Raw genomic sequence first — 25,829 nt, 5'->3', positions numbered from 1 at the left:
GGCGAGGCATCTGATAAACAGAGTTCATGACCAACCCGCACGTGTACGTGGCCATGGCCGACATTCTGAATCTCAGATGTGACGCATGGCTCTTGCCAACGGACGCAAGCGTCCGGATCGAGCACCATTGGCTCGTGGCCCATCCTGAGCTCCGGAAGCTCGCTGCCACTTCGGCCTCGGCAGACTTTCGTGATGGCGTTTCCCTCGCTGAAGCGATCCGGCCCTGGGACAATAATGTCCCCCTGCCCATAATGACCGCGGTCCCGGAAGACGCCAATTGGACGCCTGCTGCCGTTACCAAGAGGCTTGAAGCATTCGTACGAAGTGCCATGGCTGCAATTCCGGAGTCAGGCAAGCGTCCACAGCGGCTCCTTGCCTTACCATTTTTCGGCACGGCCGGAGGTGGGGCCGGTAACCACCTCGGCGCTGCGCTGCGGGCGATTCTCGACGCCTGCATTGACCTCGCGTCCCGCTACGGCATCGACCTAGTCCTGGTGCTGCGAGACAAAGCTGCCTTCTCACTTGCGCAGAAGCTACGCCGTGGGGCATCCGACCAATCGTCTTGGCCTTCCCTCGGTTCTCAACTGCATGAAACTGCAAGATCGCTGGGTGGCATAGCCCGAGCCGGACAACTAGTTCCCTTCTTGGGCGCCGGGGTCAGCGTTAGCGCTGGCGCTCCAAGCTGGAGTCAACTACTCGGCAAACTCAAAGAGGGCGTCCAGTTTGAGACAATCGACGACAAATCGTTCGATCGACTAAATCTGCTTGACCAAGCAGGCGTTCTCGAACAGCTGTACGCCGATCAGGGCAAATCACAGAACGCATTTGGCGAGGCCATTGCACAGGCAGTTGATCTGCCGAAATATGGGCTGGCGCCGGCACTCCTCGCAACTCTGCCATCCGCTGGCGCAATCACATTGAACTACGACAGGCTTTTCGAGAAGGCTTGTAGCGATGCTCAAATGCCACGAACTGTACTCCCCGAGAATGTTCCCGCCGTCGGCAACAACTGGCTGCTGAAGTTGCACGGCTCAGTCACTCAACCTGACAGCATTGTGCTCACACGGGATGATTATCTTGGCTACAACAGCAACAGGGACGCCCTCTCTGCCTTGGTCAAAGCGCATCTGCTGACGCACCATCTGCTATTCGTCGGCTTCGGTCTCGCCGACGACCATTTCCACGAAATTGTTCACGACGTCAGGCGTGCACTACCAGGCGACGCCTCCAAGAGTCACAAGATGGGCACAGTCCTGTCCCTCTTTCACGAGCCACTGCAAAATCTTGTCTGGGCGGGGCGACTAGATATCTTGCCCATGTCAGGCGTCGCCCCTGACCTGGACTTCGACAAAGTTGCGACACAGGCCGCTGTTGCGGCCGCGGGAAGGGAACTCGAGATCTTCCTGGACATGATGATGGCCTACGCAACTGACAACCACTCCTATCTGCTGGCTCCCGCATACAACCGCGGGCTCTCCAATCACGAAAGCCAACTCCGACAGCAGCTTCTGGCGCTCGCGGAACATGAGCGGTCAGCAGATACAGCGGAAGTCTGGGGCGTCATAGATACCGCACTACGCGAGCTGGGGTTGAAGACCTGACCTTGGCGTTCGTTGCATGCCAGCGTGTCCGCCATTGGCATTGCCTTCACCGCCGCCCGAGCAATCCAGCACACGCCGGTATGCCAAAATGCCGGCGTACGTTGTTCCAAGCCTCGTTTCGCTCATTTACATTCTTGCGCCAGAGAGCGTGCCTGCCAAGGTGATACGTCGCTACGACTTGGATACCTATGGACTTCAAGTGCCCCGGCTGGCAACACACTTATGATTTGCGCCTCAGTCCCGCCGCGGAGCGGTGCCCGGTGAGGTGGGTATCGGTTCCCCAACTGGCCTTCCCGAAACAAATCGCTGCCCATTCGGCGAACCACCCCAGTTGACCTCAATGACGTTGTGACCGATGGAATGGCGGTCGAGGTGGGTGGCATGTGCGACCGTCAGGTCTAGCAGCTGCTGCACCGACAACCCCGCAATTTTCTTGTACAGGTAGACAAAATCTGGATCAAAGTGGCCGAATGGTCCTTCCTGTTTGGAGCTGGAGGAAAGAGCTGTGCCCGTAGTGCCGAGGATGGCGTCGAGATGATCAAACGAGAAGAGTTCCGGATATCGCCGAGCAAACTCTGCCCGTTTCGACTTCGTCGATTCCTGTGCCATTGAGATGGTCGAGGACCACGGCAAGGCGCAGAACGCCCTCTTGATACTGCCATCCAGCGAAGATTTCCTCGTCACCTGCCATGGTCCGCGTGAACCATGAAACTTGGGGAAGCGAATGGCTCATGCCGCTTTCGACGCCAGATGGATCGAGTCCCGCTTCGGCCAATTTTTCGCTAAGCACGCCGGCAACGTGGGCGGCCCGCGCTTTCATCAACCCTGTCACGGCCTGCTTGGGTAGTGCCCGGGCCAAAGTCAAGGCGTCGAGGAAAGCCTCCTCCTCGGTGCTTGAAATCAGTGCATGCGCCATAAGCGCTGACAAAGCGCGGAGCACAGTGCAGTAGCGACGCACCGTCTCAACCTCGTACGAATCTGGAGTTCCGTCGAATGCCAACTCCAAGGATTCGGCTAACGTCTCGAAGCTAAGGTGATGCCAGACAATCGGGGTGCCGTCTTTGAATTCAAGCCCTGTAGAGTATCCACGTTCTAGGAAGGAGTGTCTGGTCGGGCTCAGCAGGAGGGCGCCGCCAACTGGCAACTTCCATTTCGACATCTTGCTGGCGTATCTATCAAGTTGATCGGGGTGTGGGACGGAAAAGACCTTATTCTCGATCACCAAGGATCCCCGGTCCGGCCAATGCATGACCAGATCGAGGTTCTCCCGCTCGCGCTCTACACGTCGGTCTCCCGAACCCGCAGCCCCGCCAGCGACCAACGATCCGAACACTTCATCGGCATGCGCGGGAAATGTCTCGAAGATCCATGCCAAGACGTTGCTATGAAAGAGCTCACTGTTGCCGAACATGATCCTGCCAAGAGCCTCGGTTTGCAGGAGACCCGAGATATCTTTGGCGTTTTCGTCAACCGGACCGGGCACGCCCTCCAAGAAAAGGCGGACCGGGTTTGCAGCCCCTTTCCCCGGCGCCAGGTTCCGAACGGACGAGCCCAGCCACGACCGCGTCTCGTCGGTCTCGCGCCCTTCGAAGTACCAACGGCTTGACGATCCCGCTGCCTCCCAAGGGGCCGTACCGTCGTCGGCCCTGCCCCACCTGTCAATCTCATAGGCGGCGCGAACCACACCATCTGCAATTCCAAGAGCAATTTCCGCCCGGTTCCGACTTCCCTCACTGATACGCCAGTTGCCGCGTGTCGCGTCATAGAGGCGCATTTGGGACTTATCTTCCCGGTAAGTCTTGCTGATCACGAACATTACCACTGGGCGTTGAATGGCAGGCACGGACCTTATTTCCATGCCGCCTTCGACCGTACTAATTATCAAAATACTTCCTATGGTTAGAAACGGAACGACTTCTACTTCGGCAAGATGTCGCCGAGAACTTCCAGAATCAGCGAATAGATCCGGCCGTTGAGTGCACGGTACCGAGCATGAAGATCAATCGTTTGGCCACGGGTTTCCAACCAGCCAAAGTTATCTAGCTGGGCAACAGCTTCGCTATCCCTGAACAGAGACCACCGAGTGTCCTCCCACTCTTGCAGCCGGTCGCCGGTCGTCAATGACTCCGGGTCCAGTGGCCCACCGCGGCTTTCTCCTGTTGACCACTGCACTCGGTCGCCCAATGTCAGCTCCAGCATCGACGCCATGACGCGGTAACCCAGGGCCCTGGGCGAGGTCGCAGGCGACTTCTCAGGACGATGGATGCCTCGGGATTCTTCCAACGCAATTGCAATCGCCCGTGGGCCCGTCATTCCAAAGGCCCTATCCCACGGAATCTGGAAGTCACCGCCTGCTCCCGCGGTGAAACCCAAGCCACAACGGCGCGCCTGATATGCCATGCCTCTGACGTCGGCCATCATCAACGCGTCGGCCATAGCGGAGGAGCCGTCACCACCTGTCAACCCTATGTAGACGCTAGGGTCTCGCCGACTTAGTTCGCTCGCTACGCGCCAGGACAAGGCGTTTATGTGCTGGTACCGAAGCGTCCCGTGTTCTGCGTAAATCATTGCGCTCCTTTGTAACCGGTCATGCGCTGACCTGTTCGTCATTGACATCATTCTTCATGCAGAGCACCGCCGCTCGAGCGCCTCGTCGGACGTTTCATGCCGTGCCCCGCACCCACAACCGCGAAGGCCTCCCCCGCGTCCCGTCCGACATCTGCCCGGTTCCCGTCAGCTTCGGCTCCATAAACCGCCGGAACGTGTCCCGCATCAACGGGGCACCAGCCACCGCCTCGTGCAGCTCCCGAAGGTCCTTCAGCGTGAACGGCTCATCCAGCAGCGCACCGGGATCCGGCGCCTCGACATAAGCGGCCCGCAGCCACTCCGCTGCCTTGGCCACAATGTCCGCGTGCCCATACGGCAGCCCGGCGATCAGCTCCGGTTCCCCGGTCACGGAAGCCAGCCTGACGCCGTCGGACTCTAGAGCTTCCCGCAGTGCCGCCAGAGGCACCACGTCAACGTGCGCCACCGACAACACCCAGCCGCGGTCGTCGCGCCCCGGCTCGTCAAACACCTGAAGCTGCTGCGGCACCCGTCCCGAGATCCCGGCCTTCTCCCGCAGGCAGCGCAGCACCGCATCAGCCAGGGTCTCGCGTTCGCGCAGGAACGTCCCCGGCAGGGCCCACTGTCCGTGCTGGTGGTCCTCCGCGCGGCGCACGAGCAGCACGCACACGCTTCCCTCCGCGACAGTCAGCACCGCCGTATCCACGGCCACCGACGGCCGCGGGTAGTCGAGCAGGGACGGGGCAGTGCTGTTCTTGGAATCCTTCACATCATTATTTATCGCAGTATTGCGCTAAAGACGCAAGCGGTGCATACTGAAGTCAATTAGCGCAGATATGCATTAAATCAACCGGAGGTCAGCATGAAAGTCCCACAGCTCCACGTCGGCGCCGGCAGCCGGCTCGGCCCCCTCGGCATCTTCCCCGTCTGGACCTCCGGCTCCGGCAGCCTCGGGATCAGCACCGGCACCCACGCCGACGTCGCCGTCACCGAACTCGCCAGCGGCGCCCAGGTGGCCCGCCTCACCGTCACCAACAACGGCCCGCACCCCGCCCTGCTGCTGGAAGGCGAGCTCCTCGAAGGCGGCCAGCAGGACCGGACCTGCGCCCGCGACGTCGTCCTCGGCCCGGGCGAAACCCGCGACATCGACACCTTCTGCGTCGAAGCCGGCCGCTGGGAAGCCGGCCAGAGCAGCCACCGCCGGCAGGCACGCCGCGCCCCGCTCAACGTCTGGTCCGAGCTGGCCACCGGCCTAGACGGCCGGCGCGGAGGCGACCGGCAGGGCCGGATCTGGGAGCGGGTGAGCCGCTTCGACGCCGTCCACGGCGCCTCGGTGACCAGCTCCCTGCTCGACCACATGGACCTGTTCAAGGACGACGTGCACAACCGGTTCGATGCCGCCGACGCCCCGGCCGCGCTGGAAGGCCAGCGTGGCGTCGTCATCGGCCTGTGCCAGCAGCCGCTGCTCCTGGAGGTCTTCGGCACCAACACGCTGTTCCGCCGCCACTACCGCCAGCTGATCGATTCCGCGCTGCTGGACCTGGAGCTCCTCTCACCCCACGCGCTGGCATCCGGTCCCATGCCGGGCCAGCGGGCCCGCGACTTCGCCGCCCACGTCCAGTCGATGGACTTCGGCGCGTTCGACGGCGGCGCTGCGGCGGTCGAAGTCCGGAGCCACGGCACGCTCCGGAGCCGCAACGTCTCCCACGCCGCCGGTCCGGTGTCCGCGGCGGGCATCGCCGTCGAACTTCCCACCCGACGCCCCCAGCTGGCCCACCTGACCGGCTGGAACACCAAGCACCCCCTGATGGAGATGGCATGAAACTGAACCCCTTACAGAATGACCGTGCGGCTGGAGTACTCGTCGCCCTGGCCGCCGGCGACGCCCTCGGAGCCGGCTACGAGTTCGGCGCGCCGCTGCCGGACGGCGCCGAGGTCACCATGAAGGGCGGCGGACCGTTCGGGTTCGCGCCGGCCGAGTGGACCGACGACACCTCCATGGCCATCCCGATCGCCCAGGCTCTGCTGGAGGCAGCGTCCGACGTCGGGTCCTCCTCCCCCGCTACGCTCACCACGGTGGTCCGGGCCTGGGCCGCGTGGGCTGCCGAGGCCAAAGACGTGGGCACCCAGACCAGCTCCGTCATCGCCGCCGCCGGCCGGCTTGCTGCCGACTCCGGGCGGAGCGAGGTGAACGCTGCCGACTTCAGCACCGCGGCCTCGGACTTGCACGCCCGCACCGGCCGCAGCGCCGGCAACGGCTCGCTAATGCGCACTGCACCGCTTGCGCTGGCCTACCTGGATCGGGATCCGGCGTCCCTAGTGACGGCAGCGGGGGTGCTCAGCGCACTGACCCACGCTGACCCGGATGCGCAGGAAGCCTGCGGACTCTGGTGCGTGGCCATCCGCAAGGCGGTCCTGACCGGGCTTCTCGATGTGCGGGTTGGTCTGCCGCTGCTGGTTCCTGAACGCGCTGCCCTGTGGCTGGAGCGGATCGAGGTTGCCGAGCGGTCCCGGCCGCGGGACTTCGCCCGCAACGGCTGGGTGGTCGAGGCGTTCCAGGGTGCGTGGAGCGCCATCCACTTTGCGGGCCTGTCGGCATCCGGCCCGGCGCACCTCCGGGCAGCGTTGGAGGCGGCCGTCCGCGGCGGCCGGGACACGGACACGGTCGCCGCCATTGCGGGCGGCCTGCTGGGCGCGGCCTACGGCTACACGGCGGTGCCGTTCGAGTGGCGGCGGCGCCTGCACGGCTGGCCCGGGCTGCGGGCCCGTGACCTGATGATGCTTGGCATGGAACTCGGCCGCGGCGAGGGCCGCCGGCCCGCATCCTGGCCCCGCGCCGAGCATCAGGACTACAGCATGTGGAGCCGCACCGATGCGCTGGTCCAGCACCCGCACGACGACGGCGTCTGGCTGGGCGGCGTCGGTTCGCTCGCACTGGTGGCTGAGCTGGGGATCGACGCCGTGGTGTCGCTGTGCCGGCTGGGGACTGCAGATGTGCCGTCCGTCGCGCCGGAAGACCACGCCACGTTCTGGATCATCGACTCCCCCGTTGAGGAAGACAATGCGTATGCCGCGTTTGTGCTGGGAGACGCGGCGGCCGCCGTCGAGCGCTTCCGTGCGGAGGGCAAGACGGTGCTGCTGCACTGCGTCCGGGCCGAGTCCCGGACGCCGACGGTGGCGGCGCTGTATGGGGCGAAAGTGGCTGGGATTTCGCCGCTGGAGGCGCTGAAGGACCTGCGGCGGGTGCTGCCGGGGGCAAACCCGAACCCGCTGTTCGTGAGATTGCTGACGGAGGCCGCATCGGCCTCGGCGCTTCATGTTGATGGGGCCACGGCCTCGAGCGCCCAATAATGTCCGCCGCTACTGATAGGAATGTGATCATGACTACAACTCCTGAACTCAGTCGGGAGCAGCGCGACGCCGCCATGGTGGAGCGCTACTCGGACGGCGAGACCCTCGATGCCATCGGCCAGAGCTTCGGCCTCACCCGCGAGCGGGTCCGGCAGATCATTGTTAAGGTCGGTGGCACGAACGCAGAGGAGTCTCGACTCAAGCGCGCTGCGGCCCGGGATGCCGCTACGAAAGCCGCACGTGAAGCATTTCTGCTGGCCTACGGAGCTTTGGCAAGAGAAATGGCGAAACGCGGAGTTACTCGGGTGGACGCGGTCCTGAAACTGCAGGCGCTGTACCCGGGTATCGACGTCGATCTGGCTGAAGATGCTTTGAAGTCATCCAAGACCGTCTTCGATAAATCCCATGCAGAAGACATCTTCTCCAAAGAGGCTCTGGCTGCAGGTGTTTGGTATCTGCTCGGCGCGGAGTTGGGGCTTGCTCCTGCTCCGGAGTGGGCAGCCGTAAACCTGGACTTGTCTCTGATGAGCGAACTGCGCGCGGCACTGGAGTCGGCGGAGGCCACGCCTAGCGACGTGGCCACGATTCTTGGCGTCATCGGTGCGGCCCAGAAACATCTCATTGAGCGTCCGGAGGCTAGCATCACCGGCAAGCGCTACGACGAGCTTCGCGACGAGCTAGTCGTGGCCCTTGGACTCGTTTCTCGCCAAGGCGCCTTCCCGTGGCCTCCCAGTCGACAGACAGTCATGAAGCGCTTCGGTGGTTGGAACGAGGCCCTCGAAGCAATGGGAGTTGGCACTACTACTCAGGGTCGCCCCAAGGGTCTGTTGAAGTTCACCCGCGAAGACTACGACGATGCCCTGCGCGATTTCTGCATCTTTTCTGCCGCAGGTGAGGCAAACGCAACGTATGCAGCGTATGACGTGTGGGTCAAACAGGAACTTGCGGCGGCCAGGGACAGGCCCTCCGGAGCATCCATCCGAAATATCTACGGGACTTGGCTGGACGCCATCCGCGCGGTTCAGGAGTAAGAGCTAGGACATGGGGGACAGTCTGGTGGAACAACATGTGGAAGCACCGGCGCACAATGTAGCGTCGGTTGACGTGCGCGAGCTCTATCGCCGGGGCGATCCTCTTCGCTTTATCGCTAAGGCGACGGAGTGCAGCACAGAAAAAGTGTCCCTACTGTGCTCGTCCCAAGCTGGCGCGAATGACGAGTTGGAGCGCTCGCGTGCGGTTAGGCGGCGCTGTCTCGCAACCAACCAGGCGTTGCTAGAAAATGAGGACATGGTCGAGCGGCTTCACGCCTCGGGAATTGACCGCGACGAGATACCTAAAGTCTTGAAAGCACTTGGTATCTCAATTGACGTCCAGACCGCCGCGGAGCTTCTGCACATTCCTGGGATTCCCGGTGGCCAACCAGTCGAAGAATCTACCACTCCGCGCATGGGTGACAAGCTGAGCCTGCTTTATGTAACGGGAATCCACCATAAAATCGAACCGGACTACCAATTAGCCTTGGGCAAGATGTCGCTCGCTGCGGTATCTGAGCTCCGGAACTTGCTGAATCCACGCTTGCCGTATCGGAAAATGGCCGAGATATTGGCCATTATCGAAACTACGGCTCGGGCAATCCAGGCCCGAACCATCAATACGATCTCTCATGGAGACTACAAAGACGCCGCGGAGGCAACGTCACTGTTGCTTGGTTCAATCACGAACGACTCTGCTGATCCGTGGCCCGTTCCGGCAGATAGGCTTCGGACACGCTACCGTTCCGGATCATGGGAGTGCGTGCTGAAGTCAGTGGGGATGCAGCTCGTCTCCAGTGACCATCGATTCAGCGAGGTTGATTACTTGGATGCCCTGGATCGCTTCACCGAAGATTGCATTAATCTTGGTCTTCCGATGAACATAGAGCTTTATGATCAGTGGATCATGGCCGAAGCATCCGTTAAAACGGAATGCCCATCCGCGGTAGAAGTGCTCCGCTATTACGGCAGCTGGGATGAAGCCATAGAAGCTGTCCTGCCACAGGAAGAGGAAGGCGACGAGGAACCGGACAGCCATGAATTCTACTGGGGCTTTCCCTTTGGGTTTGAGGATGAAAGCCTAGCCATTAACGAGGCGAAATCCCAACGAACAGCTGAAGAATGGCACCAAGCAGGCGAGCTCATTGGTCAACTCTTGGCAAAGATGCCTTGGAACAGCTTTCTGCGTGTCGAATACGACGGTAATGAGGAGATCACGACCCGGCCCTACGCTCAAGCAACACCCAGCGCCGACGGCGTGTGGTGCGAGATCGTCTCTGAGCAATACCTCCCCGCTGCTGAGTGGCCCATCAATAAACGATATCTAACGGACAATGGCTGGGCGGCCCCGGATGACGATGCGCCTAACTGGTTTAAGACGAGGGTGCCGTTGGCCGCAGCCGGACCCGAGATTATGCGTGGGCTGAGACATGGGCGCGGTTGCCGGGACGCAAACAGCCTGCGCTGGAGCACTGGTGACTTTCCTGCCGGGCCCGGCCCAGACGGTGGCGTCACTTTAGACGACGCGATTGCCGGCGCAGTCCAGACCTTGCGCAATGCGAGCTGACTACTAAGAAGACACCGACCGACTAGTGCTGGAGCTCTCGCCTACACCATTACCCTCTTCACAAAGGAGGGTGTGTTCGAGGTGTGAGTGCGGTCGGCGCGTTGGCGGGCCGGATAGGGGCCGAGGTCGCTGTCGGGCCGCGCCTCGAGCCCGACCGGACGGTGCTGGCTAGTCGGGTCGTCGAGCCGAACCGGTGGTGCCGCCGGTGTGGGTGTAGGGGCGCGGCGCGGGACACGCTCGTGCGGCGGTTGGCGCACGAGCCGCTGGGCTGGCGCCCCACGGGCCTGCTGGTCACGGTCCGCCGCTACCGGTGCACCGGCCGCGGGCACGTGTGGCACTAAAACACCACCAAGGCGGCCGAAATGCGGGCGAAGATCTCCCGACGAGGCCTGCGGTGGGCCCAGTCCTGGCTCGCCGACCGGCCCCAGGGCTGGGTGGACGGAGTCGAGGTGGTCGCGATGGACGGGTTGTCTTGGTTCAACACCGCCACCGCCGTGGAGCCTCCGACGCCGTGGCCGTCATGGACCCATTTCACGTCGTGCGCCTGGCCGGCGATGCCCTGGACTGCTGCCGGCGCCGGGTCCAGCAGGAGCTCCGCGGACACCCGGGCCGCACAAGCGATCCGCTTTATGCCGCGCAGCGGACCGGCGTGGACCTGCACACCGAGAAGTAGCAGGACCGGCTGGCGGGCCTGTTCGCGGCCGACGAGCACGCCGAGGCCGAGGCGACCTGGGCATCTACCAGCGCATGATCGCTGCCTACCGCAAGCCCGACTGCACGGAGGGCCTCGAGCTGATGGGCACGCTGATCGCCTCAGTCAGCCAGGGCGTCCCCGCTGCGCTGCACGAGGTCACCGTGCTGGGCCGGACCCTGAAGAATGCCGCCGCCGACACCTTGCCTACTTCGACCTCGCCGGGGCCTCCAACGGACCCACGGAGGCGATAAACGGCCGCCTTGAACACCTCCTCGGCTTCCGCAACACCAACTACATCGCCGGATCAATGTTGAAACCGGCGGATTTAGGCCTCGACTACACCCTCGTCTGCGAGCATGGGCATAGAGGAAGTAAGAAAGAAGTAAAAAAGGTTGACAGAGGCACTTGGAGGGTTGCAGACTTATGTCACATGGAGGTAGCAAACCTCCGATCGCAGAAGGAGAAATGCAATGTCCGACATCACTGTTCCGGTCCCCGACGACCGGGTTGCGGAGTTCTACCAGTTCTTCGGAGCGTGGCTCGGAGGGTCTCTGACTCTCTCTGATGGAGGTTCTCAAATTCTTTCCGAGGCCTCGGGAGACTCGGGCAAGCGCCGGAACTGGACTGGCTCGGATGAAGACCGGGAGGATGCCGAGAAGCTCTGGTCCAAGATGACCAGCCGAGCGAAGGGCCTCTACAGCCTCATGATCGACGCTCCGGGAACCGAGTTCACGGGGAATCAGATCGCGAAGGAGCTGAGCATCCCCAACGGTGCGAACGGCGTCGCCGGTGTGCTCGCCTGGCCGGGTCGGTACTGCTGGAACATGCACCGTCTTCTGCCCCAGCACTGGAAGGACGGCGAGGATGGTGCTCCGTCCGTGTACTGGATGGACGCTGACGTCGCGGCGCTATTCGCAGCGGTGCGCTCTGACCTCGACGGCTGAGGCTGACTGACCACGCTGTTGCCTTGCCGGTAGCACCCACGTCGGCAAGGCCACTACTCCTAATACACCTCCTTCCCCGTGTGCGCTGATGCGGAGGAAGGGCACGCTTTGCACACGCTCTGCACTAGACATCGCCACAGAAGGGATTCCAGCCATGACAGATCAGATTCGCAAGCACCAAATGCACTATGACCCAGAGGTGAATGGGGTCTGGAGCGGATTCGGCAGCGACCTGAACCCGGTGTGCGGCCAACGCGAGCAGATCGTGGTCACCAGCGTTACTGAGGCGGTGGACTGCCTGAAGTGCGTTCACATTTTGGAGCGGCCGTCGACCTGAGTCAGAATGCCGTTGGACATAGGTGCCAACATGGGGGCTGTAGCCATGAGGGCCTACGGAGGCATGCCTTTCCAATGCCAAGTGTTCGGTGAAGTCCACACAGCTCAATTGCCTGCCCTCGGCGATCGGCAGCAGCGAGCGTGTGGTCACCGTGGAGGAGTCCTTCGAACGGAAGATCCCCCATGCGGGAGGGTACGGTGCTGGGCCGGGCCCTGAAGAGGCTCGCTGCCGAAATTCTGGCCTACTTCGACCGCCTCGGCACCTCCAATGGACCCACCGAGGCGATCAACGACAGGCGGCCGAACACCTCCGCTGCTCGTCCGCCGACTTCCGCAACCTCACGAACTAGATCGCCAGATCACTGCTTGACACCGGCGGATTCCCGGCGACACGCCGGATTGTGGAGATCTTCACTACCGAGCTCCACGGGAACAGCAGGAAGCCCCGGCGCAGCGCAGTACAGCGGTGCCTCATCTGAGCTGACATCAGTACCTGACGGGGCCAGCTGTAGCCGCGCGGCGCTGCTCCACAGCGACTCAATGCCAGCCGACATGGATGACCCCCCAATCTCGCCACCAACAATCATGCTGACATTAGTTTGATTGGCGGTCCTGGCAAGAAATCCGATCAGGGTTTCCACAGCCTCGGCTGCCGCAACATTTGTGGGTGTGCCTGTGCTCTCTTGTGTCAGGGCATCAAGATCGTCAATAAAGATTGCGATAGGTCGGGCCAAGTCGGCAGAAATCCGCAAGTCTCTGACGTCTGTGGCGCCTAGGCTTCGGCAGGCATCGATGCGCGGAAAAACCCGATCGCAAATGAGCCGCAGGAGTTCTCGCGCCTGCACGACTCCCGTGGACATAGTCCCCCGGTGGTGACGCCAATTGGCGCTGGACGCGGAATCTGGGGCTGAGGTGGCGACCCAAGTCAGCGCTCCAGATTCCCGGGCAGCCATTGCCATCTCTGCGACAACCCGCGACCGGGCTGAAGCTGAACCACCGTTGACCACCAGGTTGGGTGCCCACGCGGTCGAGAAGTTGGCCCCTTCGGTTCCTATCGGTAGCTCCAAGAACCCATTCCCGACGGTCCGGCAATCCGGGCCTTCCAGAGGGCAGAAAAACGCCGACGGGGACCCGAGGGGCCCTTCATAAATGGCAGTCCCCGCAGGAATAACAGCAGCCCGCAGGTCACCACTCAGATACTGCGCATCGTTCACCCGTCCACCGTTGCCGAGCTGGATGCGATAGGCGCCGTTCAAACCACCCACCAGAAGCTTGGAGACATCCAAGTCGGGACCGGCCAGCACCAAGGACACACCTCCTGGTGGCGGGGAAGCGATCAGCTGATTGAGCTTCTCGGCGAGCAGGGATGAGTATTGATGAGCCCCAGCCTGGAGTAATTCAGCGCCGTTGACGATGACAGTTGTACCGCGCGGATCCTCATGCATTCCTCCAAAGATCTCGCCGACCTTCATGCAGGCTTCCCCCATGGATCTGGAGAGTGTCCTCATGCCTTCCAACATCCAGCCGTAGTCGCCTTCCACGAGGTCGACGACGTGTGTCGCACTCGTACGACAAAACTGACTGATGATCTCGTCGAGGTACGTCATCCCTCTTGTTGCCGGCCCATGGCCGCGGATCAGCAGAATGCCTCCGCCTACTGGCCAATGTCCGGCCGCATCACCGAGGTGGAGGCGATGGCCGTCAGGCAACGTCCCGAGCATTACCGGGCGGTCGTTCATGGGCTAGTTTTCCGATCTCAATTGTTGCGATGGAGGAAAGTGTATGGCCATAAGCCGACACCGCCTCACAATAACTGTCACTCCCCTAATTCATTTCCGCCCCAAGGCCTCGCAACGATGCCGTGGAACTGTCCAGAGTGCTCGCCGAGATTCCTAAAGAAAAGCGGCGCCGCCCTCTGTCAGGAGGCTGATCTCATCCCGCCTTACAAGCCCGCGTTCGTGTCGCCACACTGAACCGGTCACGCCCAGCTAACGTTGGAACAGCGCAAAACCGGACAGCCGGTTCTTAAGTTGGGGGCGGCAATGAGGTGCATACCGGAGGATCCGGAATTCGGCGAGGGACAGCTCGCGGAAAAGACCGTCTGGACGGCTCTGAAGAACAGCCTGCCGGATGAGTGCGTGCTGGCCCACTCGGTGCACGTCCGCGACGGCCGGAACGAATACGAGATCGACCTGCTGATCCTCTGGCCCGGCGTTGGCATGGCAGCGATCGAGGTCAAGGGTGGCCAGGTCAGCATCGCCGACGGGCAGTGGTACCAGTCGGACCGAAATCAGAGGCGCAAGATCCAAAGCCCCGTAGCCCAATCACAAAGCTCACTTCATGCACTCAAGAACTGGCTTGAAAACCAGCTCGGTTCGCGTCTAAGCAGCCGGTGCGTCTACATGGTCAGCCTGCCGTACACCGATGTACCGGGCGAATGGACCACGGCCGGCTGCCCTAGGTCGCTCGTCCTTGACCAGAGCCAAAGCAAGTCCCCCGCCGAGCTCGTGCGCCAGGCCATCGAAAACGAAGGTGGCGGCGCCTCCCCCCTGGCCCCGGCTTTCCTGGAACGCATTGTCCGCAAGCTCAGTGGAAACCTGGACACCGCCGTCGTACCCTCCACCACAGCACAGGAGGATGAGGACGCCCAGGACCATCTCACCGAGCGGCAGTCCTTGCTGCTTCAGGCAACCAGGTCGCTCCCCCGGATCCGTTTCACCGGCGGTGCCGGCAGCGGAAAGACCTGGCTCGCGGTCGAAAAGGCCAAACTGCTCAGCAAGCAGGGCAAGCGAGTCGGGCTCTTCTGCTACAACAAAGGCCTGGGACAGTATCTTCAGGACCAGGTTGCAACGTGGCGCCAAGCCAAGCCCGTGTTCACCGGCGAGTTCCATGAGTACGTGCGCGGGCTCGGGGTCCCGGACGGTTCGGGGCAGGACTACTTCGACGTCGAGATGCCCCGCCTCTTGGGGGAGCTGGCTGCGGGGATGGAGCCCCACAAACGCTTGGACGCCGTCATCGTCGACGAAGCGCAGGACTTCGCGCCACTGTGGTGGGAGGCGCTTCTCGCCTGCACTACTGATCCCGCCGCGGGCGAGGTGTACGCCTTCATGGATGACCGCCAGGACGTCTACCAACGTTGGGGAGGTGCGACGGCGGATCTCACCAACGGTCCGATGGCCACCTTCGTGCCCATCCACATCGACGACAACCTGCGCAACACGCGCAAGATCGCCGAGGCATTCAGATCCTTCGCCGGCGAGCATTTCACTCCGCGGGGCAGCACAGGCCTGCCGGTACGTTTCGTGGATTGTGCCACGGAGGAGGCGCTCGCCGTCGCCGGAGACTGTGTAGAGGCGCTGATCGAGGAGGGATGGGCCAACAATCAGATCGCACTCCTCACCACCAAAAACCGCCATCCAATCCATCTGGACTATTTCGAGCGCGAAGCTACGGATGAGTACTGGCGGGACTTCCACGCAAACGACGCTGAGTTCTACGGCCATGTGCTCGGTTTCAAAGGCTTGGAACGGTCCGTCGTTGTTCTTTGCGTCAACGGCTTCAAGGACATGAGTCGGGCGCCCGAGCAGCTGTATGTCGGGTTGTCCCGCGCGCGGAGCCTACTGGTAGTGGTCGGTGATTCCGGGTTGCTGGAGGAAGCGGGTGGGCGGGAACTGAAGGCAGCTTTGTCTCGGACCCAGGCGTGGACGCCGGCGCTGGAAGACGACTAGTGGCGCTGCTCACCGATATTGTCAGTGCCTTGCCATAGTCTTCGTAGGGCAGCGGCGTCGGATCTGTATCTGTTTTGACAGTGCCTGTTGCTACTTTGCGTGAATGTCAGAATGAGGGGGACAGAGTGGCCTGCAGTACTTTTCCGTCGGTGCGCGATGCACTGGCCGAGCTTGCAGTAATGATCGGCCAGGCCCAAGCAGCGGATCCGCTCGCTCCTGTCACCGTTCTGGTCCCGTCCCATGCTTCCGGGCGGGATGTGACTCGTTTCCTCGGCAGGATGCTTAACGCGGGGGCAGGAAGTGCGGGCGTCAAGGCGCTCACGCTGAATGATCTGGCGACGGAACTAATCGCCGACGATCCCCGTGTGGATGGAAGACGTCCGCTCTTGCCGGTCCTGAGGCTGGGAGCGGTCAGCAAGGTCCTTGGCGACAATCCGGGTATCTTCGCAGCTGTTGCCGACGAGCCTGCGACAGCCCGCGCCATAGCCAAGACGGCGGAACTGCTGGACGGGCTCCCTAACCAAACTGAGTCAGCACTCCCCCAGCTCGTGCACGAAGTACTGCGGATCCACCGTAAAGCCAAGGAAGCCTTGGGCTCGCACTGGTACACAGAGCATGAAGCCTTCACGCTTGCGGGCGACAAACTCGGGACCGCTGCGACGAAACGGCGGCTGGGCACAATCATCGGCTTCATGCTGGGCACCGAAATCCGTCCCGCCGAAGCGTCTTTCCGACGGAACCTCGAAGAGGCCGGAATGCTAGGCATTACTGCGTCAAGCACCGGGGATGACCGCACCACCTTGATAACTGCCTCTGACGCCGACGATGAAGTTCGCGCCGTCGTTCGCCTTGTCGTCGAGAGGCTATGCGCCGGGACGGCCGGCCACCGAATCGGGATCTTTTACTCAGCCGCAGAGCCGTACGCCGCATTGCTGACCCAGCGCCTTGGCGAGGCGGGCATAACCTTCGTCGGCCCCGCAGCCCACCGTCTCACGGACTCGCCGCTCGCACGCGGACTCCTTCAATTGCTCAAACTCGACCCGCAGGATCTGGACCTGCGTGCCATCCTGAACATCCACGCCGAAGGCACGTTTGTGTGGCACGGAGGTAAGCTGCCCAGCAGCGCAGTCTGCGAAAGGCTTCACGCCAGTCCCCCGGCCGAAGACGACACCCGTGAAACCGGGTCCACCAATCGGACCGTACAACGGGAGCATCTCCGCACATGGCAAGCCTTTGTAGCCGATCTAACGGCCCGGCTTGGAGAGATTCAGACTGCTCCGACGTGGAACGAAGCGTCAGCCGGGCTGACCCTGCTCCTTGAAAGATTTATGGGTTCTAGGACGACTACCGAACGACCGGAAAAGGCTGCAGTCCGCGATGCTCTAGCCGAGACCGCCCACGACCTCCGTCACCTCGACCTTGTCGGCCCGCCGCCCCACCGCTCGCTCATCCGGACTGTGATGGAGGACGGGATAACTGCGAAGGGCGGATGGACCGGAAAGAGCGGCACAGGCGTCGCCATCGGAGGTTATCCTGACGCCGGCGCCAGGGACCTAGATGTCGTTTTCCTTATCGGCGCGGCGGAAGGTCGGGCGCCGGCCAGGATTCGGGAAGACCCGCTCCTTCCGGACAGCGTCCGGAAGATGATGGGCGATGCTCTCCCTTCTGTGGAACAGCGTGCGGAAGCAACCAGGGAACAGTTCTTTGCTGCCCTCGCGGCCGGAACCGACCGGACCATCACATGCCCGCGCGGCGACCTGCGCGGGTCCGGCAGTTACCAAATTTCCCGGTGGATCACCGCCAAACCAGACGACGAACTGCAATCCTTCGCCCATGGCATCGAAAACGGCGCTCCTGCTCTGGCCGCGCTCCCCCCTACTACCCAAGAGTGGAGGCTCCGACACATCCTCGCCGCCGAGGAGCGCACAGCGGCGCTTCGGGAAGATGCTGTGCTACAGCGGGCACTGGCTGCCACCCGGGACCGGCGCGACGGCGTCTTCTCCAGGTTCAACGGCAACCTCGGCGCCCACGCCGGTACCATCGTTGATTCCGACAAGGCTCTGTCCCCGACCCGACTCGAGGACTGGGTGACAAGTCCTTTCAGCTACTTCCTGAAGCACGTTCTCAAAGTGAACGTACTGGAAAACGTTGAACTGGAGGTGCAGATTTCGCCACAGCAGCGTGGCATCCTCGTTCACCAGGTGCTAGAGGAATACGTCCGCACCATCACCAAAGATAAGCTTCCGCCGTCTCCCGACCGCCTCACGGAGCTGGCCGATGCCGCTTTTGCGGAATACGCCAACCCAGCGTGGCTCAGTCACGTCTGGGAGCGGAACCAGGCCATGATCCGCCAAGACCTAAAGAGGGTTTTTGCTGAGGATGATGCGGGGGCCGCTGAGGGCTGGACGTACCTTGCGGAGGAGGCAAGCTTCGGGCCGGAGGACACCGACAGCCATCCGCCGGTCGAGCTGATCCTTAGCGATGGCAGTGTGGCGCGGTTCCGAGGAAAGGTGGACCGGATCGACAGGCATGCCGACAGCACCGTCAAGGTCATCGATTACAAAACCGGTAAGGCCGACAAATTCAAGCCGCTAAGAAACCACCCCACGGCAGAGGGCACCCGATACCAGCTTCCGGTTTACGGCCTGTTTGCGCGGACGCTTGCGGAGCCCCAGTCGACTGTCGCTGCCGAGTACTGGTTCATTTCCAAGGCCGGTGACTTCGCGAAAATCGGCTACACCGTGACTGATGACGTCGTGGAGCAGCTTCGCACGGACGCGGGCGTCATCATGTCTGCACTGCGGAACGGGATCTTCCCCCCGCGGCCGGAATCTGACCGGTACGTCAACTTCACGACCATGATGGGGGCCCAGGAGCTTGGCCAGCAGTGGCTGAAGCTTCAAGACGCCCACGAACTTCATCCCTATGCCCAGCTCCTGAAGGCGGAGAAATGAAAACCGAAGTCCCGGAACTCCTTGACCAGACCGACCGGACCCTGATCGAGCAGGAGCTCGAAACGAACATCTTCGTCGAGGCCGGTGCAGGCAGCGGCAAAACGCATGAACTTGTGGAACGCATCTGCGGTTTGGTCGACGCCGGCGTGGAACTGAGAAGCGTTGCCGCCATCACTTTTACGGAGAAAGCGGCAGGTGAGCTGCGCGAGCGTGTCCGCCGTCAGCTGACCGGCGCACCCCCTTCCGAACTGCGACTGCGCGCGCTGAACCAGCTAGACACGGCGCCCATCGGCACCATCCACTCCTTCGCGGCGAGAATTATTGGCGAGCATCCCATTGAGGCCGGCGTTCCGCCCTTGATCACAGTAGTGGACGAGCTGCGGTCGCAGATTGCGTTTACCAGACGATGGGAAGCGGCCCGGCAAAAACTCTTCACCGACCCGTCCATCGACGACGCCCTTCGCATCCTCCTCGCCGTCGGCGTTTCCTTGGACCACTTGCAGAACGTGGCGGCCGACTTGGACGCGAACTGGGACCGCCTGGAAAGCCACCCTCCCCAGAAGCGCCATATCCCGGCGGTGAACCTAGGCCCGCTCCTGCGCCAGACTTCTGAAGTCCTCGCACACGCTGACCACTGCACGGATCCCGCCGACAAGTTACTCACCGCTTTCGAACACATCAAGATCTGGCACGGGCGCCTAACCGAGGCTGAAACGGGCGAGCTGGGCCTGGTCCTGGAGCTCCTGCATTCTGTTCCGCAGAAGGGCTTTAGCCTTGGGAAGCAGGCCAACTGGCCAAACAACCTGTCGAGCGTCCAGGAATCGTGCAAAGACCTCGCCCGGCAGGCGATCGCACTGCGAAACAGCTTCGTCCAACCCGCCGTTGAAACCGTCACCGCCGCCATGGCGGAAGTACTCGTCCAGGCTGCCCGCGAACGTCAGCACAGCGGCGAGCTCGAGTATCACGACCTCCTCATCCACGCCCGGGATCTCCTTGTCGGCGAAGACAAACGGGCTGTCCACGAGGCCCTCCACAATCGCTACCGCTGCATCATGCTGGATGAATTCCAAGACACCGACCCCATCCAGGCCGAACTGGCCACTCGGATTACAGCCGACGACCTGTGCGGACCCGAGGGTTGGGAGCAGCTGAGCATCCCTCCGGGACGGCTGTTCACCGTCGGCGACCCCAAGCAGTCCATCTACCGTTTCCGCAGGGCCGACATAGCTACGTACTTGGCGGCCCAGCAGCGCTTCTCCGACGACCACAATTCGAACATCGCGTCGCTGCAGACCAACTTCCGGTCAACCGGGAGCGTGCTCGAGTGGATCAACGCCACCTTCGGGCAACTCATTACGCCCAGCGGGACCCTTCAGCCTGAGTACCGATCGCTGATGCCCGATCCCGAGCGCCCCGAGTGGAGCAACGAACACGGCCCGGCTGTATCAGTCATTGGACGTGCAGGCGCCCGGCCTGATGAGTCGGGAAAGGTTTCCGCCGACGGCATGCGCCGGCAGGAGGCAGCCGATGTTGCTGCCGCGATTAGAGTCGCTACTGGCACCGCAGGCGTGGCCGCCTGGCAAAAGCAGAGCAAGCGGTCCGGCGGGTTCAATCAATCCCCGGTTCAGTTGAAGGACATCTGTGTCCTGATTCCCACCCGTACATCCCTTGCCGCCCTGGAGGACGCGTTCGACGAGGCTGGCATTGAGTACAGGGCTGAGGCATCGTCCCTGGTCTACTCGACACAGGAAGTCACCGACCTGCTGCTTGCATTGAGGGCAATCTCAAATACGGCGGACGAAGCAGCACTTGTCCTGACGCTGCGGTCGGCGGTGTTTGGATGTGGCGATGATGAACTGTTCGAGTGGAAGCAGGCCGGAGGACGGTGGAATCTTTTCTCCCCCGCGCCGGAGTTGCTCAAAGACTCCACCGTAGCGGGCGCCCTGCAGTACCTCGCCGTATTGTGCCGCGACATCGAAGTGTTGACGCCGGCTGAAATCATGGAGCGGCTGGTTACTGACCGTCGTTTGCTGGAGGCGGCCATCGATGCTCCTCGTTACCGAGACGTCTGGCGCAGGCTCCGCTTCATCATCGACCAGGCCAGGGCTTGGACGGAGGCCACGCACGGCGGCCTCCGAGACTACCTCGTGTGGGCGGGCGTGCAGCAAGAGGAGAACTCGCGGGTCAAGGAAGCTGTGATCCCTGAAACTGATGTCCAGGCCGTACGCATCATGACCATCCATGCTTCCAAAGGCTTGGAATTTCCCATGGTGATTCTGGCCGGCACTGGGTCCGGCCCGAACAATCAGAAGGCCGCAGCTCTCTGGGATCAAAGCGCGCAGCTCCAAGTACATTTCATCGGCGACATCCGGTCGGCTGGGTACGCCGGCGCAGAGGCAGTGGAGAAGCTGTTCGACGACGCCGAGCGTCGCCGCCTTCTCTACGTTGCGTGCACGCGCGCGGAGAGCCACCTCGTGGTCTCCCACTACGTGAACGCCAAGAACAGTCTGGGCCAGTTCCTCAAGGATGCAGTCGAGGGAAGTTCGGCAACGGATCTGGAAATTCCGGAGGACATGCCGGTTCAGGCAAAAGTGCGCCACGATGTCCGGCCTGTAGAAACTTTCGCCGCCTGGCAGCAGAAGCGCGAGGACTGGCAAAAGACCTCCGCGATTGCATCCTCCACTTCCGTCACCGAGACTGCAAAGGGCGCGGGGAACGGACTTGCGGGCCTCGTAGAAGATGAGGCGGCGCGCTATGTGAGCCTCGAAGGGGCCGGAACGGTACCGTCATTCGCAGAGCCAGGCGGGGAGCACGGCACGGACTTCGGGACTGCCCTGCACCGGCTGCTCGAACTGAGCGACCTGCAGGAGACCGAAAATCTCGACGCCATGGCGCAGAGGATCGCGAGCGCATCCGGTCTCGAAGATCCTGCCGGCCTCGCAATACGGGCGCGCTCTGCGTTGAGGTGCACGCCAGTTCAGCGTGCCGCGGAGAGGGAGCACTGGCTTGAGCTGCCCGTTGTTACGTCCGTCGACGGCATGACACTGGAGGGCATCATCGACCTGATGTACCGCGAGGACAACGGGACGCTGGTTATCGCCGATTTCAAGACGGACATCAGCGTCACGCCAGACAGGTTGAGCTCGTACTGGCGCCAGCTGTCCACATACGCCCGCATGGTGGAGCGCGTCACCGGACAGACTGTCAGTGAGCTGGCCTTGATTTTCTGCAGGACCGGGGATGCTGAGGTCTTGCGCCAGCAGCGCTCAGTCTTAGCTCGCTAGAGCCGTCTACGCCTGCCCTCACCACCAGCGGTGGCGGCACTCCGGGTTCTGGCATGCCCACTTAGCCGTGCCCCTCTCGACTTTGCCCGTGGCGGGGTATATCCGTTCTTCTTCTACGACCATGCAGCCAGCGAACTCAGTTTTGGGCATTGTTTCTCGCGCGGACGGCATGATCATCCCGTACGCAATCCGCCACGCCTCGTGGCCGCACACCGGGCACCGCCGCGTGGCAGCGCGTTTCGCCGTTGGTTCGGGGGTCGTTTCATCGGGAATCATGACAGCACTGTAGGCCGCCGCTCTGACAGAAAATGAAGTTACAAAAACTCCTAGGGCTAAGCACGTTCTGTAACCGAGCCAGCGGGACGACAGGTGGGGGCTATCTCACTAGCCCCTCCGTCTCCGGCGCTCTCTCGTCCGGGCGGACAAAGATGAACTGATGACAGCCATATGACCGCTGCTGGCAGCTTCACTCCATCTCGCCGGAAGTACTAGGGACGGCTGGCTCGAGGCCATTTTCTCTCAGATACTGCAGCGCCCGCTCGATGGCTTCGATTTTCCGCTTCAATTCCTTGAGCGACTGTGCCGATTCATCGGAGAACTCATCGAGCCGCTCATGTTCGCGACGCACCTCGATCTCGGTCTCAACCAGGACTCTCCAAAGGGTGGGATCCTGATCGAGGTTTTGCCGTTCCCGTAGAATTGCCGCAGCCAGTTGGCGCTCAAAAACCGCTGCGACGGTATCCGCAGTGGTTCCTGGACTGGCCAGGCTGAATGCGATGCCGCCACCACCCGCAGTGACTAGGGTGCCCGCCGTTATCAGGCCCCCGATCATACCGCCGGGTCCAAAGGCCGCCAGCGCGCTGGTGATCACCGCGGCTCCGGCAAGACCGGCTCCGGCAGCAAGCGCCAGGCCACCTGTCGCCACGACAATCGCCGCGGCGCCGGCACCCAGTGCGCCCCACTTCATCCAGTTCAATCCGGGACCACCGCTCAGTGCCTCCTGCGCACGTTTAGCGGCCGTGAATACATCGGCGCCATACTGGCCTCCCAATCCCATTTCGGCGGTGAGATCTTTAATGGCCTCCTGCCATTTGTCCTTTGAAATCGAGATCTCGAAGGGTCGAATAACGTTTTCTGCTGCGAGGACCGTTAGCGGGACGACGGCGTCGTCCTTCGCCATATGGCTGCTGGGAAATGGTTCGGGCACAGTTCCCTGTGGATCGGAGAGGTCAAATGCGAGGCGGGCAACCTCTGACGGCATCGCTCTGCCCTCGCTGGCATTTCGTCTCCTGATGTCGTCGACGACGGCCGCTTGAACTTGTCGGAGCGCGCCGGCGAAACGATCCAGTTGGTCGCCTTCCAGTCTCGTCTTCATGAGATACGCATATCTCAGCGCCAGAAGGGCGAGTCGTTCCACGGAATCCAATCGGACGTCGACACCCTTGTCGATGCGAGCGAGTTCCCTGGATCTTGACCCGAACAGTGCGAAGCCGATGGCCGCGGCGACGCTCTCATCGTTGAGGTACTCCACCGCGTCGTGGACGCGGGGGCTCAATTTCGTCTGAATACGGAAATCGATAACCCAAGGAAAGACAGAGGAGACACCACGGTGGGCCGCCACCGGGTCATGAACGTTCCAGAAATTTACCCACCATGCGAGGTTTGTCGGCGGTTCCTTCAGGGTCTCCCGCAGTTTGTCGACATCGAAGTTGCCGTTCGCCAGGGGACTCCCGATGGTCACCATGCCGACGACATCGAGGCCGACCGGCAGTCGACGAACGAGGTCAGCGGCGATCACGGACCCGAGGCTGTGGCCGACGATCACGAGCCGCCCAGACTCGGGGAGCTCCTTCAGTATGCGGTTCAGGACCTGCGCGCGAATCTGAGGTTTGTTCATGTAGTTGCCTACCTGGCCGAACGGCGGCAGCCCGACGGCAAGATTGACGACGGCCTCACCACCCAGCCAACCATCACCCCGATCATGACGTCCCAGTCTGAACTCGACGGCTCCGACGCGGCGCTCGAAGTCCCGGCGGTTCTTCTTGGCAGCCTCGCCAGAAGGTTGTTTGATCGTCAAGCCCGGCAGAGGATCCTTTACGTCCCAACCCCTGAGTGCGTGCGCGTATTTGGGCGCGATCGCCCGCGCCGTGTTCAGAGCGGGGTAGCCAAGGCGGACCACGGCCTCTGAGAGCCGAGCCTTCCAGTAGTCATCTTTGTCGCCATCTCCAACGCCATGCAAGAAAAGCAAGATCGGTTCGTTCGACAAGAAAACTCCATTCATCGCCGCCCATTGGGCGTCCAAGGCTGAATGCCCCAGGCTTCTCGGTAAGGATAGCGATGCAACTCGGAATTACTTGTCTTGGACATCCGGGACGCCGGCGAGTCGACGCAGAACCGGCCCAAAACCAAGCGCACATGGCGCTCCTACAGCGTTGACCCCGGCCCGGCCCTGGTCTTCGCCTGCAGTCGTGCGCCGTTGCACTGGATGCTAGTCTCCAGCTTCTGCGCACTTCTCTGACACCCTTGATCCTCAGCGTCATCATGGCGACCTCGATGTTCCCCGGCATCTCCGTCGTTGTGTCGCTGCTGCGCCTGTTAACGGACATCGGCTGGATCAGCAGTGCTCGGACGAGTTTGAACTACAGCCCCATGATCTCCCGCTTCTTGGCTGCGAACTCTTCCTCCGAGAGAAGCCCGTCGTCCATTAGTTCCTTCATCTTCTTCACGGTCTCGATCTGCTCATCGAAGGACAGCATGGTTGTTTGACTTGCCTGCGCGCCCGTCTGAGTGTTCATTCCTTGTGCGAGGTTTATCCCAAAGAGGGTTCCGCCGCCGTCGCCAAGGCCGTGGGCCTGCACACCCTGAGCGATCTTCTGCTGGGCGGAAATGTTCGAGGACTGCTGGGAGACACCCTCGTAGGCCTTGAGGTTCATCAGGTTCGTAGAGTACTGCTTGACCAACTCCCGCGCTTCGGGAGTGAACTCGATGTTCTCAATGCCCACATTGACTACTTCGATCCCGAAGCGCTTCGCCCAACTCCCCGCGCCGAGACCGCCAGCCGAGATCTGGGCAGCGATCGCATGAGCCTGCGAGGGTAGCTGCGAAACGCGAAAGGTCGATGAGAGCGAGTTCAGCGCCACAGTGAAGGACTGGATGAACTCGGAGACGAGCTGCTGACGGGCCTCCGGGGTGCTGAAGCTGTAGTGGAAAACGTTGGCGGGCACGAAGTTCCGGATGAACGTTTCCACGTTGACGATCCGCAGTGAGAAAGTGCCGAATGCCGTGATTTCCAAGTCTGTGCCATAGAAGAGATCGTTGTAGACGAGCGGCCCCCGAGTGCCGAACTTGATTCCTCGGATCTCGCGAAGGTTGACGAAAGCAATCTGCTTCCGGTCAGAGGTTTGTCCGCCGAAGCCAACGCGGGCGGCTACCTGGCCAACAATCGACTCCATGACACTGTCGCCGTTGAAGATGCTGCTCTGGCCATTCTGGTACTCGTAGCCGCCAGCCTGCGTAAGGATGGCCTCGATGCCGGCCTGGCTGAAGATGAAGGCGGCAGTATTCTCCGGCACGAAGATCTTGGAGCCGTTGGAGATGACTCCCATTGACCCGTTGTCGTTCGTACCTCGCCCGTTGTTTGTCTGCTTGAGGACGCCCGGAGCGACCGCCGTACGCTCGTCGAAGAGGCCAGCGGTGATGATGTCCCTCCACTGGTCAGCGAAGGTGCCATCTAGGGCTCCGGTGAATGCCTGGATGATGCTCATTGGAGTGTCG

General features: G+C 62.0%; 17 protein-coding genes and 2 pseudogenes. 12 read left to right on the top strand and 7 right to left on the bottom strand.

What is annotated here, in order from left to right; all coding sequences use genetic code 11:
* Window positions 1-26 precede the first annotated feature (26 nt).
* Entirely contained in the window at window positions 27-1,601 is a 1,575-nt protein-coding gene (locus AC1DZV_RS02780) for an SIR2 family protein (RefSeq protein ID WP_364747805.1), read from the top strand.
* A gap of 234 nt (window positions 1,602-1,835) precedes the next feature.
* Here AC1DZV_RS02780 and AC1DZV_RS02775 read toward each other — a convergent pair whose 3' ends face one another.
* The 4 genes from AC1DZV_RS02775 to AC1DZV_RS02760 form a co-directional block, all read right to left on the bottom strand.
* On the bottom strand, window positions 1,836-2,210 hold the full coding sequence (locus AC1DZV_RS02775) for a hypothetical protein (RefSeq protein ID WP_476952895.1): 375 nt from the start codon (window positions 2,208-2,210) through the stop codon (window positions 1,836-1,838).
* Window positions 2,140-3,411, bottom strand: a complete 1,272-nt coding sequence (locus AC1DZV_RS02770; protein WP_364747803.1) for a PD-(D/E)XK nuclease family protein — start codon at window positions 3,409-3,411, stop codon at window positions 2,140-2,142. Before AC1DZV_RS02770 ends, AC1DZV_RS02775 begins: the two co-directional genes overlap by 71 nt.
* Before the next feature lie 107 nt (window positions 3,412-3,518).
* Window positions 3,519-4,169 carry a TY-Chap2 family putative peptide chaperone gene (locus tag AC1DZV_RS02765; protein ID WP_476952894.1) on the bottom strand — a complete coding sequence of 217 codons (651 nt, stop codon included), beginning with the start codon at window positions 4,167-4,169 and terminating at the stop codon, window positions 3,519-3,521.
* Between the two features lie 94 nt (window positions 4,170-4,263).
* Window positions 4,264-4,935: an NUDIX hydrolase gene (locus tag AC1DZV_RS02760; protein ID WP_364747800.1), complete on the bottom strand. Its 672-nt coding sequence runs from the start codon at window positions 4,933-4,935 to the stop codon at window positions 4,264-4,266.
* 93 nt (window positions 4,936-5,028) lie between these two features.
* Here AC1DZV_RS02760 and AC1DZV_RS02755 point away from each other — a divergent pair, with 93 nt between their 5' ends.
* The 8 genes and pseudogenes from AC1DZV_RS02755 to AC1DZV_RS02720 form a co-directional block, all read left to right on the top strand.
* On the top strand, window positions 5,029-5,988 hold the full coding sequence (locus tag AC1DZV_RS02755; RefSeq protein WP_476952893.1) for an ARPP-1 family domain-containing protein: 960 nt from the start codon (window positions 5,029-5,031) through the stop codon (window positions 5,986-5,988).
* Window positions 5,985-7,517 (top strand): ADP-ribosylglycohydrolase family protein, encoded by a 1,533-nt coding sequence (locus tag AC1DZV_RS02750; protein WP_476952892.1) that lies wholly within the window; start codon window positions 5,985-5,987, stop codon window positions 7,515-7,517. Before AC1DZV_RS02755 ends, AC1DZV_RS02750 begins: the two co-directional genes overlap by 4 nt.
* 29 nt (window positions 7,518-7,546) lie before the next feature.
* Window positions 7,547-8,548 carry a sigma factor-like helix-turn-helix DNA-binding protein gene (locus AC1DZV_RS02745; RefSeq protein ID WP_476952891.1) on the top strand — a complete coding sequence of 334 codons (1,002 nt, stop codon included), beginning with the start codon at window positions 7,547-7,549 and terminating at the stop codon, window positions 8,546-8,548.
* 25 nt (window positions 8,549-8,573) lie between these two features.
* Window positions 8,574-10,115 carry a TY-Chap domain-containing protein gene (locus AC1DZV_RS02740; RefSeq protein ID WP_476952890.1) on the top strand — a complete coding sequence of 514 codons (1,542 nt, stop codon included), beginning with the start codon at window positions 8,574-8,576 and terminating at the stop codon, window positions 10,113-10,115.
* Between the two features lie 83 nt (window positions 10,116-10,198).
* Window positions 10,199-11,175 (top strand): annotated as a pseudogene (locus AC1DZV_RS02735) (transposase).
* 104 nt (window positions 11,176-11,279) lie between these two features.
* Entirely contained in the window at window positions 11,280-11,753 is a 474-nt protein-coding gene (locus tag AC1DZV_RS02730) for a DUF6416 domain-containing protein (protein ID WP_476952889.1), read from the top strand.
* A gap of 154 nt (window positions 11,754-11,907) precedes the next feature.
* Window positions 11,908-12,090 carry a hypothetical protein gene (locus tag AC1DZV_RS02725; RefSeq protein ID WP_476952888.1) on the top strand — a complete coding sequence of 61 codons (183 nt, stop codon included), beginning with the start codon at window positions 11,908-11,910 and terminating at the stop codon, window positions 12,088-12,090.
* Between the two features lie 194 nt (window positions 12,091-12,284).
* Window positions 12,285-12,439: pseudogene (locus tag AC1DZV_RS02720) on the top strand (transposase); the annotation flags it as partial.
* 9 nt (window positions 12,440-12,448) lie between these two features.
* Here AC1DZV_RS02720 and AC1DZV_RS02715 read toward each other — a convergent pair.
* Window positions 12,449-13,696 carry a P-loop NTPase family protein gene (locus tag AC1DZV_RS02715; RefSeq protein WP_476952887.1) on the bottom strand — a complete coding sequence of 416 codons (1,248 nt, stop codon included), beginning with the start codon at window positions 13,694-13,696 and terminating at the stop codon, window positions 12,449-12,451.
* 435 nt (window positions 13,697-14,131) lie between these two features.
* Between AC1DZV_RS02715 and AC1DZV_RS02710 the strand changes: the two genes are divergently transcribed.
* The 3 genes from AC1DZV_RS02710 (at window position 14,132) to AC1DZV_RS02700 (ending at window position 22,055) form a co-directional block, all read left to right on the top strand.
* On the top strand, window positions 14,132-15,817 hold the full coding sequence (locus AC1DZV_RS02710; RefSeq protein WP_476952886.1) for an NERD domain-containing protein: 1,686 nt from the start codon (window positions 14,132-14,134) through the stop codon (window positions 15,815-15,817).
* Between the two features lie 149 nt (window positions 15,818-15,966).
* On the top strand, window positions 15,967-18,771 hold the full coding sequence (locus AC1DZV_RS02705) for a PD-(D/E)XK nuclease family protein (protein ID WP_476952885.1): 2,805 nt from the start codon (window positions 15,967-15,969) through the stop codon (window positions 18,769-18,771).
* On the top strand, window positions 18,705-22,055 hold the full coding sequence (locus AC1DZV_RS02700) for a UvrD-helicase domain-containing protein (protein ID WP_476952884.1): 3,351 nt from the start codon (window positions 18,705-18,707) through the stop codon (window positions 22,053-22,055). The genes AC1DZV_RS02705 and AC1DZV_RS02700 overlap by 67 nt, the downstream gene beginning before the upstream one ends.
* 466 nt (window positions 22,056-22,521) lie before the next feature.
* Here the strand turns inward: AC1DZV_RS02700 and AC1DZV_RS02695 are convergent, their stop codons facing one another.
* Both AC1DZV_RS02695 and AC1DZV_RS02690 read right to left on the bottom strand, forming a co-directional pair.
* The gene (locus AC1DZV_RS02695) at window positions 22,522-24,321 is read right to left on the bottom strand and encodes an alpha/beta hydrolase family protein (RefSeq protein WP_476952883.1); all 1,800 of its coding nucleotides are present in this window, start codon (window positions 24,319-24,321) and stop codon (window positions 22,522-22,524) included.
* A gap of 373 nt (window positions 24,322-24,694) precedes the next feature.
* Window positions 24,695-25,819: an SPFH domain-containing protein gene (locus AC1DZV_RS02690; RefSeq protein WP_476952882.1), complete on the bottom strand. Its 1,125-nt coding sequence runs from the start codon at window positions 25,817-25,819 to the stop codon at window positions 24,695-24,697.
* Window positions 25,820-25,829 lie beyond the last annotated feature (10 nt).

This window comes from Arthrobacter sp. P1_D12 (genome assembly GCF_056406175.1).
This window is presented reverse-complemented; position numbering and strand designations above follow the sequence as displayed.

What these genes read in the sequence shown, in the direction of transcription:
- AC1DZV_RS02745 (WP_476952891.1), top strand. Translation starts at nt 7,547, where the DNA reads ATGACTACAACTCCTGAACTCAGTCGGGAGCAGCGCGACGCCGCCATG.
- AC1DZV_RS02765 (WP_476952894.1), bottom strand. Translation starts at nt 4,169, where the DNA reads ATGATTTACGCAGAACACGGGACGCTTCGGTACCAGCACATAAACGCC.
- AC1DZV_RS02750 (WP_476952892.1), top strand. Translation starts at nt 5,985, where the DNA reads ATGAAACTGAACCCCTTACAGAATGACCGTGCGGCTGGAGTACTCGTC.
- AC1DZV_RS02690 (WP_476952882.1), bottom strand. Translation starts at nt 25,819, where the DNA reads ATGAGCATCATCCAGGCATTCACCGGAGCCCTAGATGGCACCTTCGCT.
- AC1DZV_RS02715 (WP_476952887.1), bottom strand. Translation starts at nt 13,696, where the DNA reads ATGACGTACCTCGACGAGATCATCAGTCAGTTTTGTCGTACGAGTGCG.
- AC1DZV_RS02780 (WP_364747805.1), top strand. Translation starts at nt 27, where the DNA reads ATGACCAACCCGCACGTGTACGTGGCCATGGCCGACATTCTGAATCTC.
- AC1DZV_RS02775 (WP_476952895.1), bottom strand. Translation starts at nt 2,210, where the DNA reads ATGGCACAGGAATCGACGAAGTCGAAACGGGCAGAGTTTGCTCGGCGA.
- AC1DZV_RS02725 (WP_476952888.1), top strand. Translation starts at nt 11,908, where the DNA reads ATGACAGATCAGATTCGCAAGCACCAAATGCACTATGACCCAGAGGTG.
- AC1DZV_RS02710 (WP_476952886.1), top strand. Translation starts at nt 14,132, where the DNA reads ATGAGGTGCATACCGGAGGATCCGGAATTCGGCGAGGGACAGCTCGCG.
- AC1DZV_RS02755 (WP_476952893.1), top strand. Translation starts at nt 5,029, where the DNA reads ATGAAAGTCCCACAGCTCCACGTCGGCGCCGGCAGCCGGCTCGGCCCC.
- AC1DZV_RS02730 (WP_476952889.1), top strand. Translation starts at nt 11,280, where the DNA reads ATGTCCGACATCACTGTTCCGGTCCCCGACGACCGGGTTGCGGAGTTC.